The organism is Litorivicinus lipolyticus, assembly GCF_009650135.1.
Lineage (GTDB): Bacteria > Pseudomonadota > Gammaproteobacteria > Pseudomonadales > Litorivicinaceae > Litorivicinus > Litorivicinus lipolyticus.
On record NZ_CP045871.1, the window covers coordinates 140,292 to 154,971 of the forward strand.

Genomic DNA, 14,680 nt, shown 5'->3' on the forward strand with positions numbered 1-14,680 from the left:
GTTAGGCGAGTGAATCAACCCAGTGTTTGAGTGAATCGAACACTGGGTTTTTTATTGCCTGATGCTTTTCGGTCAAGCGCCCTTTGCCAGTTCGAACCAGCACGGCAGGTATGCCAAAGGCCGCGGCGGCCAGCAAGTCTTTATGGCTGTCGCCGACCATGCATGTTTCACGTGAAACAAAACTCTTGCCATAGGCGGTCTGAAGTTGATGGAGCAGTCCAGTTTCAGGCTTGCGGCACAGACAACCCGCGTCCGGTAGGTGAAAGCAGTGCGCAATGGCATTGATTTCATGGCCGTGCGCGCGAACCAGGCCGCGCAGTTTTTGATGCATCGCATCCAAATCGGCGCTGCTAAACAGGCCGCGGGCTAAGCCGCTTTGATTGGTTGCGATTCCGACCCAGCAACCGAGCGCACGCAACTTCGCAATGGCCTCAATCGCGCCCTTCTCAGGCTCCCACTGTGCCGCTGACTTGACGTAGTCGTCGCGATCACGATTGATCACGCCGTCTCGGTCCAAGATCACGACACGCGGCAGCACCTAGGCCGAGACCTGTGACAGATCGGCGACCTGGGCGAATAGCCCTTGCAATTGACCGAGCGCGGCCAGTCGATTGGCTTTGACTGCATTGTCGTCGGCGTTAACCATCACGCAATCAAAGTACGCGTCGATCGGTCCGCGCAACGCGGCCAGCGCGCTGAGTGCGGCGCCGAAATCGCCATCATTGAGTGCGCCCTTAACCGCCGTGCCAGCCTGTTCCGTGGCCCTGTTCAGGTCAATCTCGGCGGGTTCGGCGAACAGTGCTGGGTCGATCGGCGTACCCTGGTCGGCGGCCGCTTTGTCCAACAGGTTAGCGATGCGTTTGCTGCCCGCCGCGACCTGAACCAGGTCGTCACTGCCCAAGCTAGCGGACAGCACGCGGACGCGGGCGCTGATGGTGACGGGGTCCAGTGACGGATGCGCGGCCATGACCGCCTCGAATACCTCGGCTTTATAGCCGGCACCCGTTAGCATGACTTTCAAGCGATCGCGAAAGAACTGGCGCACCTGGGCGGGTGCTTCGGAGTTAGTGGCCAAGCTGCCCTGGGCTTGGTAGGCGCGGTCAATCCATTGGCCTAGGTCCACGGCTTGGCCGTGATCCGCTACGATCCGCAGGATGCCGAGTGCGGCGCGGCGCAGTGCGAAGGGATCTTTGCTGCCCGTGGGTGGCTGGCCGACCGCGAACAAACCGACCAGTGTGTCCAGTTTGTCAGCGAGTGCTATGACCTGGCCGGTGGCGGTTGCTGGGGTGTCGTCGTTCGCCCCGGCGGGTTTGTAGACCTCGTGCAGGGCCTCGGCGATATCGCTAGCGATTCCCTCGCGGCGGGCATAGTAGGTGCCCATTAGCCCTTGCAAGTCAGCAAACTCAAGCACCATCTCGCTGAGCAGGTCGCACTTAGCCAGCAATGAAGCCTGCTTGGCTTGCTCAGGTTTCACGTGAAACATCGGGGCGATACCGGCGGCAATGGAGCCTGCGCGGCGGCACTTGTCACCGAGGGTACCGAGCGCTTCGTGGAACACGATCTTATCCATTTGCGCGGCGCGGCTGGCCAAGGGCGTTTTAAGGTCAGTGTCCCAAAAAAACTTGGCGTCACTCAGACGAGCCCGTAATACGGTTTCGTTGCCTTGAATGACCAGTGCCGGGTCCTTGCTTTCAAGGTTAGCCATGGTCACAAAGCGGTGTGTTAATGCGCCTTCAGGGTCCACCACGTGGAAATACTTCTGGTGCTCTTTCATTGAGCTGATTAGCGCTTCGCTGGGGACGTCCAAAAACGATGGATCAAACTGGCCCATCAGCGGCACCGGCCATTCCACCAATGCGCAGACCTCGTCGACCAAACTGTCGTCCGTGACCACGGTAAACTGCCCAGCCAGGGACTGGGATTCGGCCAACGCCTTAACCCGGTCACGGCGCTCGTCAAAGGCTGCGATAACGCGCTGGGCACGCAAGGTGTCGAAGTAAGCCCCGGCGGTCTCGATGGTGATGGTCCCTGGGCTGTGAACGCGGTGACCACGACTTTGGTTGCCACTTTGGCGATCAAACAGTGTCGCCGGCAGGACATCCTCGCCCAGCATCATGACCAACCACAGTACCGGGCGCGTGAATTCTTGGCGGGTACTACCCCAGCGCATGCGCTTGGGCAGCGGCAAGGCGTCGATAGCTTCGCAGCACAGGGCAGGCATTACCGCCGCTGCCGCCGCGCCGGGCTGGGTGCCCTGATACTCGAGCCAAACACCCTTGGGCGTCTCGATCTCGCTAAGGTCGCCGGGCTGAATTCCGTTTTTATTGCAGAAGCCCAGCAGGGCGCGACTGGGTTGGCCCTGTTCATCAAAGCCGACGGCTTTGGACGGGCCGCGCAATACAATGCGCTGATCGGGCTGTTGCAGCTCAAGGTCGCGGACTAAAACTCCCAAGCGACGCGGCGCGGCAATGCCTTCGATGCGGCTGAAATTGAGCCCAGATTTGTCCAGGCGGCTGCGAATGGCCGTGACTAAATCCGTGCCGGCTTTTTTAAGGGCGCTGGTCGGGAGCTCTTCGCAACCCAGTTCAAATAGGAAGTCTTGGGTGCTCATGAGCGGGCCTCCTTGGCCAGCAACTCGTCTCGGATCGCCGGATCCGCCAGCGGGAAGCCGGCAGCCTTGCGAGAGTCGTAGTAACAGAGGGCGACCGCGCGGGCCAGGCTGCGAACCCGTAAAATGTAACGCTGGCGCTCGGTCACGCTGATCGCATGACGCGCATCTAGCAGGTTAAAGGTATGCGAGGCCTTGAGGACCATTTCGTACGCCGGCAGCGGCAGGTTCGCTTCGACCAACTTAGTGCAGTCTGTCTCGTAGCCGTCGAAATTTAGAAACAAGCGTTCAACGTCCGCGTGTTCAAAGTTATAGGCGCTCATTTCGCGTTCGTTTTGCAGGAACACGTCGCCATAGGTGACACCCTCGGTCCACAGCAGGTCGTACATGCTATCGACGCCTTGCAAGTACATCGCGATGCGCTCCAGCCCGTAGGTGATCTCCCCGGTGACCGGGTAGCACTCGATCCCGCCGGCCTGTTGGAAGTAGGTGAATTGCGAGACTTCCATGCCGTTCAGCCAGACCTCCCAGCCCAGGCCCCAGGCCCCCAGCGTCGGGCTTTCCCAGTTGTCCTCGACCAGTCGGATGTCATGAACTTCCGGGTCAATGCCCAGGTTACGCAGGCTCTCCATGTACAACTCGACGATGTTGTCGGGCGAGGGTTTCATGACGACCTGGAATTGGTAGTAGTGTTGACCGCGGTTGGGGTTGTCGCCGTAGCGGCCATCGGTTGGGCGGCGCGACGGCTGCACGTAGGCGCTGTTCCAACGTTCCGGTCCAATCGAGCGCAGGAAGGTGGCAGGGTGGAATGTTCCGGCTCCCACTTCCATATCCAGCGGTTGCATGATGACGCAGCCTTGCTTGGACCAAAAGGTCTGCAGCGACTGGATCATTTCTTGAAAAGTCAGAGCGTTGGGTTTCATGTCATTTCAGCTTTGATGAAGGCGGCGGTAGTATATCGGCTGTCCTAAGGCTTGTCTTTTATCCCTACGAGAGAGGATCTTTTTGAAATCATTTTTTGCGGTGTGGCTGCTAAAACTTTTGGCGTACTTACCGGCCGACTGGGCCGATCGGACCGGGCGTACCCTGGGCCGCCGCCTGGACGCGGGTAATAGCCGCGCTGCGCGCACTACGCGGGCCAATGTCGCGCTGGCGTTTCCTGAACTGGATCACGCGGCGCAGCGCTGGCTGGTGCGTGCCAGCCTGAAAGACATGGGCGAGAAAGCTGCGCGCATGGCGCGGGTTTGGGTGCGTCGTGAAAATAATCCGGATAAAATACAAGACCCTGAAAATTATCATCTTTTTACCGATGCGTTGGCGGCTGGCGAGGGTGTGATCCTGCTGGTTCCGCACCTGGGTAACTGGGAGTTACTGGGTCAGTGGGTATCCGAGCACGGCCCGCTGAATGCTATGTATCGGCCGGCTAAGCTGGAAGGCATCGATGCGCTGGTGTTGGCCGGCCGCCAGTCCCAGGGGTACCAGGTGCACCCAACCAACATGCAGGGGGTCGCCGGGTTGCTAAAGGCGCTCAAGCGTGGCGAGATGGTCGCGGTGTTGCCGGACCAAGAGCCGGACGCCGCAGGCGGCGCCTGGGCGACGTTTTTCGGCCAGCAAGCCTTTACTATGACCCTGGCCCAAAAAATCGCACAGAAGCGCTCTCAGGCGCGGGTTATTTTGGCTAGCGCGGTCAAAAAAGAGCGCCGGCGGTATCAGGTGGTGCTGCGAGCTGTTGATCCGGCGTTTTCCGAAGACGGTGGCCTGCAGCACATGAACGACGCCATCGAAGCGTTGGTCCGCGAATACCCTGCGCAGTACCAGTGGGAATACAAACGTTTTTCGACCCAGCCTGACGGCCGTCAGCTTTACCCTTAGGCGCGCCAGAATTCAGGTGTCAGTACCACTAAAAGGGTGAACAGTTCGAGCCGGCCCAGCAGCATGGCCAGGCACAGTATCCACTTTTCAAAGCCACCCAGGCTGCCGTAGGTCAAGGCGACCTCGCCCAAGCCCGGGCCGAGGTTATTGATACACGCGCCGACCGCCGAGTAGGCCGTAATAGGGTCGGTGCCGGCGGCCATCATCAGCAGCATCAACAGTGCAAACAAAAAGATATAGGCGGCAAGAAAGCCCCAAATACTGCTGACGACGCTTTCCGGTACTGACTTGCCGCCCAGCTTGACCGCAATGACGGCGTTGGGGTGAATCAGCTGGCGGATTTCGCGGGCGCCCTGCTTGAACAGCAAAATCATTCGGATTTGCTTAATGCCGCCGCCGGTCGAGCCTGCACAGGCGCCCGCAAACGCACTCATTAACAACAGGAAGGGTAAGAATGTCGGCCAGCTCGAGTAGTCGGCGGTCGCAAATCCAGTCGTGGTTGCGATAGAGACGGTTTCAAAGACCCCCTTGCGGATCGCCTCGGCCGGTTCATACGTGCCCGAGCCCATCAACATGCCGACCACCACTACAGACAGCAACCCAAGAAAAATAAGGTAACCACGGGACTCACTGTCGCGCAGGTAGTGCATCAAGCTGGGCACCATGCGTCGCCGACTGCGAGCCGGCGCCAGAGCATTTTTCAGGTTCTTGTAGGAGGTGAAGTGGAGCGCAAAGTTGATCCCCGCGAGGATCATAAACACGATCGCGACGATTTCGATGGCGGCGCTGTCGTAATAGCCCAGGCTGGCGTCCTTGGTCGAAAAGCCGCCGATGGCGATGGTTGAAAAAGCGTGGGAAACGGCGTCAAAGGCATTCATGCCGGCCCAGTAATAGGCGATAGCGCAGGCCACAGTCAGCCCGGAATACAAAGACGCCAAGACCACGGCGGTGGTGACGATGCGCGGTGCCAGTTTCGCGTCTTTCATCGGTCCGGGGGTTTCGGCGCGATACATTTGCATGCCGCCGACGCCCAAAAATGGCAACACCGCCATGGCCAATACGATGATGCCGATGCCGCCCATCCACTGCAGCAGCTGGCGGTAGAACAGCAGCGAACGCGGCAGGTCGTCAAGCCCCGAGATTACGGTGGCGCCAGTCGTGGTCAGGCCCGAGAGTGACTCAAAGACCGCGTCGGTGAAGCTCAGATCGACCGTGGCATCCAGCCACAGCGGTATTGAGCCGGTCAGTCCCAGCACGGTCCAAAACAGCACTGTGATCAGGAAACCGTCGCGGTTGCGCAATTCGGCACGTGCATCGCGGCAGGCGAACCACAGTGCGCTGCCGATACAGAACATGATGGCGGTCGATACGATAAAATCGAACAGCGTGTCCTCGCCGTAAATGACCGCCACGATCATGGGTGGCACTGTCGAAATAAGCGAGAACGCGGCGATCAATAGACCCAGGATTTTGCCGATAATCAGATAGCGCATGGTTACAGTAAGAAGTCCGTTGAGGGCTGAAACATGCGCTCGATGTCATTCAATTTACGCTGGCTTTTTTCAGCCAAAAACACGATCACGTGATCATTCGGCTCAATCACGATGTAGTTGTGTCCCATCAATACTTGCTCGCCGCGCACGATCGCGCCAATGGTGGCGCCGTCGGGCAGGTTGATGTTGTCGATGGTTTTGCCGATGACTTTGGAGCTTTTGGCGTCACCGACCGCGACCAGCTCCAGTGCTTCGGCTGCGCCGCGACGGAGGCTAAAGGCCTGTAGGATTTCGCCGCGCCGGACGTGGCGCAAAATACTGCCGATGGTGGCTTGTTCGGGTGACACCGCAATGTCGATCAGACCGCCCTGAACCAGGTCAACGTAAGCGGCATTATTAATCAGCGTCATGACTTTGCGCGCGCCCATTTTTTTGGCCAGCATCGAGGCCATGATATTGGCTTCGTCGGAGTTGGTCACCGCGACGAACACGTCGGTGTCTTGAATGCCGCACTCTTCCAGTAGTTTAGGGCTGGACGCGTCACCGGTGTTGACCACGGTTTTGTTCAGCCGCTCGCTCAATTCACGGTTTTTATTGGCGTCGCGCTCGATCAATTGAACGCGGTACTTACCTTCCAAGCGCGAGGCCAGGCGCGATCCGATGTTGCCGCCGCCGGCAATGACGATACGCCGGTAGGGCTTGTCGGTTTCCATCAACTCAGCCGTGACCGCGCTGATGTCTTTGCGGTGGGCGATGAAGAATACCTCATCGTCGTGCTCGATGATGGTGTTGCCTTCCGGAATAATAGGTCGGTCGCGCCGGTAGATGGCGGCCACGCGGGTATCAATGTCCGGCAGGTGATCGGTCAGGTCAACTAGGCGGTGGCCCACCAACGGGCCGCCCGAGACCGCTTTGACGCAAACCATTTGGGCGCGACCGCCGGCAAAGTCACTGACCTGCAGCGTGCCCGGCTGGCCCAGCAGCTTAACGATATAGTCCGTCACCTCAGCCTCGGGGCTGATGCGCTCTTGGACCCACAATCGGCCAAGCTTGGCGTGGGAGGTGTCGCTCCAGGCCTCGTCTGGCTGGAATACACGGGCCTCAATGTCGGCCGCTAAGTATTCCGAATTGCGCACCCGGGCGATCAGGCTGGGAGTGCGAAACATGGCGCGGGCTAATTGGCACGCGATCAAGTTGACCTCGTCGGAATTGGTCACGGCAATCACCAGCTCGGCATCATCAACGCCGGCGGCTTCGAGCGTCGAGGGGCTGGAGGCGTGTCCAACCACCGTGCGCACGTCCAAATCCGGCAGCGACTTGAAGCGCAGTCGGCTTTTGTCGACCAGCGTGATGTCGTGCTGCTCAAAGGCCAGGCGATCGGCGAGGGTGGCGCCGACTTGGCCGGCTCCCAAAATGACGATTTTCATTCGGTCTGCTCTAAATGTTCAGGCGATTTCAACAAAACCGCGTAGTAGAAGCCATCGACATCATCATCGCCGGGCAGGATTTGGCTGCCGCAGGACTGTGGGATGCCACCGGGGATGGCGCAGTCGCCGACCTGTGCGTCGACGGTGTTTTTGACGAAGCGGGCGACCAGCGTGTCATTCTCATCCGGCAGAATGCTGCAGGTTGCGTAAACCAGGCGACCGCCGGGTTTCAGGTTGGTCCACAGGTTGTTCAAAATACGCAGCGACAGGGCGCTGTTGTCGGCGACTTGTTGGGGGTCGCGGGCCAGTCGAATGTCCGGGTGGCGGCGAATCACGCCGGTGCCCGAGCACGGCGCGTCGACCAAAATACGGTCAAACTGGCCATCAATCGGTTCGGCTGCATCGTGGCACTCGACCTGGGCATTCAGTCCCAGGCGCGCTAGGTTTTCATGGACACGGCCCAAGCGTGACTCGACCAAATCAATCGCCAGGCAATCCAGATCCTGGCGTTCTAGCAAATGGCAGGTCTTGCCCCCGGGCGCGGCGCAGGCGTCAAGAACGTGCTGGCCGGGTTTCAGGTCCATGAGCCCGGCGGCCCATTGCGCCGAGGTGTCTTGGAGGCTGACGGCGCCGTCGGCGAACTGCGGCAGTTGATGCACGTTGATCGGCTCGTCCAACACGATCGCGTCCGGGGCAATGCCGCGCTGGGCCGGCAGTTGACTGGCCGCCAGCAGGTCCAGGTAGTCATCGCGGCTGAAGCGACGTTGATTGACTCGTAACACCATGGCGGCGCGGCGGTTATTGGCGGCGAAAATATCGGTGCGCTGCGCGGGCCAGGCTGCGCGGACGGCGTCGATTAACCATTGCGGGTGGTTGTAGTAGGCCACTGCGTCGGGGTGATGAGCGTCCCAGCGAGGTCGCTCGCGCAGGTAGTTGCGCAGCACACCATTGACCAACCCGCGCGCCCAGGGGCGCTTCAAGCGCTTGGTCAGGGCGACGGTTTCGGTGACCACGGCGTACTCGGCTTGGCGGCTGTGTGCCAATTGCCCCAGTCCGGTCAGCACCAAGGTCCGAATGATCTGGTCTTTTTCACGCAGTGCCTTGGGCATCAGACCGGTCAGTACCGCGTCCAACTGAAACCAATGGCGCGCGGTCACCGAGGCAATCATGCGGGCCAGCGAGCGCTCCGCGGGTGCCAGGTCATCGGCGGCCATTTTGGCCAAATTGGCGTCCAGCGACCCGCTGCCGTTGACGACCGCATCCAGTGCATTCAGCGCCAGCCAGCGCGCGGCTTGGGTGTTGCTCATAGGGGCTGTACGTTAAGGCCGGGGGTTAGTCGGTTGGCGTTGATCAGGTCCGCTACTGGCTGGGCCTTGGCGCCGGCGAATTGCCAGGTGGTGACGCGGATGCTGCCATCAGCACAGCCGATGACGCCGTCCGTGCCAAGTTGACCGGGCGCCAGGCCGGTGTCCGTCGCCGGCTGAGCGCTGAGCAACTTAATACGCCCAAGCGGCCCCTCGACCCAGGCGCCGGGCCAGGGGTTAAAGGCGTGGATGTTGCGAATGAGTTGCTCGGCCGGCAGCGCAAAGTCCAGACGCGCCTCGGCCTTGCTGATCTTGGTTGCGTAGGCGACGTGTTGATCGGATTGCGCGATCCCGGGGGCGTCGCCGGCCAGGTCATCCCAGTGCCGCTGAAGCAGTGGCCAGCCCATCGCCGCCAAGCGGTCGTGGACGTTGGCGGTGGTGTCGTCAGCGCTGATCGGGGTGCGCATTTCGCCGATCACGGGGCCGGTATCGAGGCCGATTTCCATGCGCATCAGACCGACGCCGGTTTCACGGTCGCCGGCCTGAATAGCGCGCTGGATGGGCGCCGCGCCGCGCCAGCGCGGCAACAGCGAGCCGTGTAAATTGACGCACCCGTGCGCAAAACCGTCAATGATGGGCTGGGGCAACAGTAGACCGTAGGCGGCGACGATAAATAGGTCCGCACCGCAGTTCAGTAGGTCGTCGCGGTCGGCTTGGGCTTTGAAATTGTGTGGCTGATGCACGGCCACACCGCGCTCCAGCGCGACCTGCTTAACCGGACTTGGGGTGAGCTTGCGCCCACGCCCGGCCGGCCGGTCCGGCTGGGTCCAGACACCGACCACATCGATGCCATGATCGAGCAGACCGCGCAGTGCGGGGACCGCAAACGCTGGGGTCCCTGCGTAGGCCACTCGCATCAGGCGCGTTGCTCCAAGCGGTGCTGTTTTTCAAGTTTGCGGCGGATGCGATCGCGTTTGAGGCTGGATAGGTAGTCGACAAATAGTTTGCCGGCCAGGTGGTCGCACTCGTGCTGGATGCACACGGCCAACAGCCCATCGGCGTCCATTTCAAAGGCGTTGCCGTCGCGATCCAGCGCTTTGACATTGACTTGTGCGGGGCGCGTCACATCTTCGAAGTAACCTGGGACGGATAGGCAGCCTTCTTTATAGGACTCCAGGGTATCGGTCAGTGGTGTCAATTCCGGGTTGATAAACACCAGCGGCTGGTCGCGCTCGTCGCTGACGTCAATCACGACCACACGCACGTGGTGGTCCACCTGGGACGCCGCCAGGCCAATGCCCTCGGCTTCGTACATGGTTTCAGTCATGTTATCGACCAGCGCCTGAATGTCCGCGTCGACGTGGCTAACGGGCTTGGCGACCGTGCGCAATCGTTTGTCAGGGAACTCGAGAATATTCAGTAGTGCCATCAGTACTATGCCTCGGAAACGGTACTTTCAAAATCTTGGACTAATCTTATCACGTAGTCCGCCAGAGTTAGGCGCCAGAAGGATAGTCACATGAGTTTTAAAGGTTGGGCCCTCGGGTGTTTGCTGGCCGTTACCGGATCAGCCGTCGCCGAGTCGGTCATGCGTTCGGATCACCCGGATTCGTATCGAGTCGTTAAAGGCGACACGCTTTGGGATATTTCGGCGCGCTTTTTGCGCTCGCCGTGGCTGTGGCCGGAAATCTGGCAGGCCAACCCAGACATCGCCAATCCCCATTTGATCTACCCGGGCGATCTGGTGCGGTTGGTCTATATCGATGGTGTCGCGCGTTTGGTAGTCGATCGCAATCAGATCATTAAGTTGTCGCCCAAGGCGCGGCCAGAACCCCTCGCCGGCGCGATTCCGACCTTGCCGCTAAGTGTCATTGGGCCGTATTTAAGCGGCAACCAAATGGTCGCAGAGGGCGAACTGGATGCGTCACCCTACCTAGTCGCCCAGCGCGACGGCAAAATATTGTCGACCGATAACGATTTGGTCTATGCCCGCGGCGAGAGCATTGTCGGTTTATCGAACTACGGGGTTTACCGTCAGGGGCGGACCTTTGTCGATACCGATACCCAGGCGGTGTTGGGCGTTGAAGCGGTCGCGGTCGGGCGTGCCGATGTGATTAATCGTGACCAGGGCTTAACCCGGGTCCGGTTGTCCGAAGCGACCCGCGAAATCCGCGCCGGCGACCGCTTGTTGCCGCTGCCGCAAGGTTTGGACAGCGATTTCGTGCCGTCCGCGCCGCCGCTCGACATTGACGGTCAAATTTTATCGGTTATTGATGGTGTTCAGCAGGTCGGCCAGTACGACGTCGTCATTATCGACCGCGGTTCGGTCGCCGGATTGAGCGCAGGCAACGTGCTGTCGATCATGCGCGAGGGCGCCTTGGTCGCCGATCCGGTCAGCGGTGATTCGATCCAGCTACCGGACGAACGCAGCGGTTTGATGATGGTGTTTCGGGTCTTTGACCAATTGAGTTACGGCTTGGTGGTTCAGGCTGACCGCGCCATGAAGGTCGGTGATCCCGTCGCCGCCCCCTAGTTTTCGCTCCTAAGTCAGCCGAGGCTGACTTTATGGCCGGTGGATGCCTATTTGGCTGTCCCCGGCCTTTTTTCTGTCTGGCATTGACCAACAATGCGCCATGGACAATCAATTGTGGTGGCGCATCAGCCGTGTGCGAGGGCTCAATGCCCACGTTATTTATCAGTTGTACGCAATCGAGCCGGACCCGACGCGCTGGGTCGACGGGGTCGGTGGCCGGATCGACGGCGCTGTCCGGGCGCGGCTGTCGGCGGCACTGTCCGGGGCGGTGGTGGCCCCGGACAATCCGCAACATGATCGGCTTATTCGCTGCATTGATGCGGCGTATCCGGCGCCGCTGTGGGCCTTGCCGGACCCGCCCAAACAGTTGTGGGTGCGCGGTAATGCGGCGCTGCTATCGCGCCCGATGAGTGCCATCGTCGGGTCACGCGATGCCAGCGTTGATGGCCGTTATCTGGCGTATGCGGCGGCCGAGGCGGCGCGCGTGGATGGCCACTGTGTGATCAGTGGCGGTGCCCGGGGTATTGACGCGGCGGCGCATGCCGGCGCGTTGGATTGCACCGTGGCGGTGATGGGTGGCGGGCTGTCGCGCCAACATCCACGCGAATGTTGGTCCTTGTTCGAACGCATCTTGGCGCGTGGCGCACTGATCAGTGAAGTGGCGGCGGATACACCGCCCAGGGCCGGCCTGTTTCCCCGGCGCAATCGAATTATCGCGGCGTTGTGCCAGCGCCTGCTGGTCGTTCAGGGCGGGGTCGATAGCGGTTCGTTGATCACCGCGCGGATTGCGCTGGCGATGGACCGGGACATCTGGGCGGTACCGGGTAGTCCGCTGTTGCTCAATGCCGCCGGGCCAAATGGGCTAATTCGCGATGGCGCACAGGTCTGGTTAGCCGATTCAAACTGGGGCCGGATCGAGTTGCACTCGCGCCAGCCCAGTTGTGAGTTGGGGCACGCCCTGGGCGAGAAGGCCCACAGCGTACCGGAGCTGGCGCGCGCTCTGGGCTGGCCCCAGGCGCGTGTGCTGGCGGGACTGACCGCGTTAAAACTCGAGGGCTGTATTGCGGTCGCGGCCGGCCGTTACCGATGGAAATATCACGCCTGACAATCGTATGATCCGCGCATGAAACGATTACGATTCCAGCCGCGCTTCGATGCGCGCGAATGCGCGGACGCCTTTGCTGACGGCGCTATCTTGGGTTACCCAACGGAAGGTGTCTGGGGTATTGGCTGTCGCGCCGACCGGTCGGACCGGGTCGCCGAGGTGATCGCATTAAAGCGTCGCGCGCCAAACAAAGGGTTAATTCTATTGGCGTCGGAGCCGGCCCAGGTGGCCGACTTTGTCCTAGATCAAAGCCAGTTGGAACGGGCCCGAGCGCGCTGGCCCGGTGTGTATACTTGGATCGTTCGCTGCTCAACGCAGGCGCCGGCGGTATTGACCGGTGGTCGCGACACGGTCGCTGTGCGCATTACCGAGCATGCGCCCATGCGCCAGGTCTTGGATCACCTGGGCACTGCAATTGTCAGCACCTCGGCCAATTTGTCCGGGCGTGGCATGCGCGAACGAACCTGGTTGACGCCATGGGGCGCTAAGCTCGATGGCTGGTACCGGGCACCACTGGGGGGGCTTGGCCACTCCACTCCAATTCGACAAGCATGGGACGGCGCGTTTTTACGCGGCGGCCCCGATAAGGACGACTGATGGACCGGATGACTGAACGCGTGGAAACCTACCTGCGTGACTTGCAGGACCGTATTTGCGCGGGGTTGGCGGCGGCGGATGGCGGCGGCAACTTTGCCGAACAAACTTGGCAACGGCCAGAAGGTGGCGGCGGCCGCAGCCGGGTCATTGCCGAGGGCGCGTTGATTGAAAAGGGCGGCGTCGGCTTTTCGCATGTTGAGGGTGCCACCTTGCCGCCGTCGGCAACCGCCGCGCGTCCCGAATTAGCCGGGCGCAGCTGGCGTGCCATGGGGGTGTCCTTGGTGATTCATCCACGCAACCCGCACGTGCCAACCAGCCATGCCAATGTACGCTTTTTTGTCGCCGAAAAAGACGGCGAAGCACCGGTCTGGTGGTTCGGCGGCGGTTACGACTTGACGCCCTATTACGGCGTCGAGTCGGACTGTGTGCACTGGCACCGGACCGCTAAAAACGCGCTGGACGAACTGGATGCTCAGTTGTACCCGCGCTTCAAGGGCTGGTGTGACGACTACTTCTTTTTGAAGCACCGGGATGAAGCACGCGGCGTCGGCGGGGTCTTTTTCGACGACTTTAACGAAGGCGGTTTTGAGCACGCGTTCGCGGTTATGCAGGCGGTCGGCAACACCTATTTAGACGCCTATTTGCCGATTATTGAAGCCCGCAAGGACACGCCATACAGCGAGGCCCAGCGCGACTTCCAAGCCTTTCGGCGCGGGCGCTACGTGGAATTTAATCTGGTCTGGGACCGGGGCACGCTGTTTGGGCTGCAGTCCGGCGGCCGCACCGAATCGATTTTGATGTCGATGCCGCCGATGGCCAAATGGGGCTATGAGTGGGCGGCCGAACCGGGCTCGCCCGAAGCCGATCTGACGACGCGGTTTTTACCCTTTAGGGAGTGGGTGTGACGGCACGCCTAGGGGTCATCGGTGACCCGATCGAGCATTCCAAAAGCCCCGATATCCACGCCGCTTTCGGGCGCCAGTTGGGGATCGAACTGGACTACCAAAAATTCCGTGTAACGGCACCGGAGTTGACGCGTTTTTTAAGCGAGTTTTTTGCCGGCGGCGGTCGCGGGCTCAATGTCACGGTGCCGCATAAAGAATCGGTTTATGAGTGGGTCGGGGCACACAGTGATGCAGCCCGCGTCGCGGGTGCCTGTAACACCTTGATTGCCGAGTCCGGCGGCGTTAGCGGCGACAACACCGACGGCGCCGGGTTGGTGCTGGATTTGCGTCGGCTCGGGACGACACTCAGTGGCGCGCGTGTGCTGGTGCTGGGCGCCGGCGGCGCGGCACGCGGTGCAATGGGGCCCTTGCTGGCCGAAAATCCTGCCTGTTTACAGGTCTGTAACCGCACCCAAGCGCGCGCCGAAACCTTAATTGCCCAGTGCGGTGGTCAGCTGTGGCAACCGGGCGAGGCGGCGTTTGATCTGGTGATTGGGGCGTCCAGTGCCGGCTTATCGGCGCAGTCCGTGACCTTGCCGGCGGGTGCCGTTGACTCAAATACGCTGGTCTACGACATGATCTATGGCGCCGAACCAACCGCACTGATGCGTGCCGGTGTTGATGCCGGTGCCGGTGCGGTCGCGGATGGGCTGGGCATGCTGGTTGGCCAGGCCGCCGAGGCGTTCGAGCGCTGGTTTGGTCAGTTGCCGGACGCCGGCCCAGTACTTGAGCAATTGAGAAGGTCGCTGTGAAGCCCTAAACTGTTGGCCTTTTGTGCTTACGCTTGAGTAAGCCAA

The 14,680-nt window shown here is 60.8% G+C and carries 14 protein-coding genes; 6 read left to right on the forward strand and 8 right to left on the reverse strand.

The annotated features are described in order from the left end of the window. Nucleotide 1: 1 nt before the first annotated feature. From gmhB to glyQ, 3 genes are read right to left on the reverse strand one after another with little or no spacing between them, the layout of a single operon-like run. Nucleotides 2–538, reverse strand: a complete 537-nt coding sequence (gmhB, locus tag GH975_RS00690; protein WP_153712655.1) for a D-glycero-beta-D-manno-heptose 1,7-bisphosphate 7-phosphatase — start codon at nt 536–538, stop codon at nt 2–4. Beyond that, nucleotides 539–2,611 carry a glycine--tRNA ligase subunit beta gene (gene glyS / locus GH975_RS00695; RefSeq protein WP_153712656.1) on the reverse strand — a complete coding sequence of 691 codons (2,073 nt, stop codon included), beginning with the start codon at nt 2,609–2,611 and terminating at the stop codon, nt 539–541. Further along, nucleotides 2,608–3,531, reverse strand: coding sequence for a glycine--tRNA ligase subunit alpha (gene glyQ, locus GH975_RS00700; protein ID WP_153712657.1), 924 nt, complete (start codon nt 3,529–3,531; stop codon nt 2,608–2,610). The genes glyS and glyQ overlap by 4 nt, the downstream gene beginning before the upstream one ends. An 82-nt stretch (nt 3,532–3,613) precedes the next feature. Between glyQ and GH975_RS00705 the strand changes: the two genes are divergently transcribed. Further along, a complete protein-coding gene (locus GH975_RS00705) occupies nt 3,614–4,480 on the forward strand; it encodes a lysophospholipid acyltransferase family protein (protein WP_170272501.1) in 867 nt (288 codons plus the stop codon). Here the strand turns inward: GH975_RS00705 and GH975_RS00710 are convergent. Genes GH975_RS00710 through def form a run of 5 tightly spaced genes read right to left on the reverse strand, consistent with a single transcriptional unit; the run spans nt 4,477 to nt 10,133 of the window. After that, nucleotides 4,477–5,973: a TrkH family potassium uptake protein gene (locus GH975_RS00710; RefSeq protein ID WP_153712659.1), complete on the reverse strand. Its 1,497-nt coding sequence runs from the start codon at nt 5,971–5,973 to the stop codon at nt 4,477–4,479. The genes GH975_RS00705 and GH975_RS00710 overlap by 4 nt on opposite strands. Nucleotides 5,974–5,975: 2 nt before the next feature. Then, nucleotides 5,976–7,400, reverse strand: coding sequence for a Trk system potassium transporter TrkA (gene trkA, locus GH975_RS00715; RefSeq protein WP_153712660.1), 1,425 nt, complete (start codon nt 7,398–7,400; stop codon nt 5,976–5,978). After that, nucleotides 7,397–8,707, reverse strand: coding sequence for a 16S rRNA (cytosine(967)-C(5))-methyltransferase RsmB (gene rsmB / locus GH975_RS00720; protein WP_153712661.1), 1,311 nt, complete (start codon nt 8,705–8,707; stop codon nt 7,397–7,399). The genes trkA and rsmB overlap by 4 nt, the downstream gene beginning before the upstream one ends. Next, complete coding sequence (gene fmt, locus GH975_RS00725) at nt 8,704–9,621, reverse strand: methionyl-tRNA formyltransferase (protein ID WP_153712662.1); 918 nt, start codon at nt 9,619–9,621, stop codon at nt 8,704–8,706. The genes rsmB and fmt overlap by 4 nt, the downstream gene beginning before the upstream one ends. Then, on the reverse strand, nt 9,621–10,133 hold the full coding sequence (gene def / locus GH975_RS00730; RefSeq protein WP_153712663.1) for a peptide deformylase: 513 nt from the start codon (nt 10,131–10,133) through the stop codon (nt 9,621–9,623). The genes fmt and def overlap by 1 nt, the downstream gene beginning before the upstream one ends. Before the next feature lie 90 nt (nt 10,134–10,223). Here def and GH975_RS00735 point away from each other — a divergent pair, with 90 nt between their 5' ends. From GH975_RS00735 to aroE, 5 genes are read left to right on the forward strand one after another with little or no spacing between them, the layout of a single operon-like run. Then, entirely contained in the window at nt 10,224–11,237 is a 1,014-nt protein-coding gene (locus GH975_RS00735; RefSeq protein WP_153712664.1) for a LysM peptidoglycan-binding domain-containing protein, read from the forward strand. A 43-nt stretch (nt 11,238–11,280) separates the two neighbouring features. Further along, nucleotides 11,281–12,342 carry a DNA-processing protein DprA gene (locus GH975_RS00740; RefSeq protein WP_153712665.1) on the forward strand — a complete coding sequence of 354 codons (1,062 nt, stop codon included), beginning with the start codon at nt 11,281–11,283 and terminating at the stop codon, nt 12,340–12,342. An 18-nt stretch (nt 12,343–12,360) separates the two neighbouring features. Beyond that, nucleotides 12,361–12,939, forward strand: coding sequence for an L-threonylcarbamoyladenylate synthase (locus tag GH975_RS00745; protein WP_153712666.1), 579 nt, complete (start codon nt 12,361–12,363; stop codon nt 12,937–12,939). Next, nucleotides 12,939–13,844: an oxygen-dependent coproporphyrinogen oxidase gene (hemF, locus tag GH975_RS00750; protein ID WP_153712667.1), complete on the forward strand. Its 906-nt coding sequence runs from the start codon at nt 12,939–12,941 to the stop codon at nt 13,842–13,844. Before GH975_RS00745 ends, hemF begins: the two co-directional genes overlap by 1 nt. Further along, on the forward strand, nt 13,841–14,635 hold the full coding sequence (gene aroE / locus GH975_RS00755; RefSeq protein WP_153712668.1) for a shikimate dehydrogenase: 795 nt from the start codon (nt 13,841–13,843) through the stop codon (nt 14,633–14,635). Before hemF ends, aroE begins: the two co-directional genes overlap by 4 nt. Nucleotides 14,636–14,680: the final 45 nt, after the last annotated feature.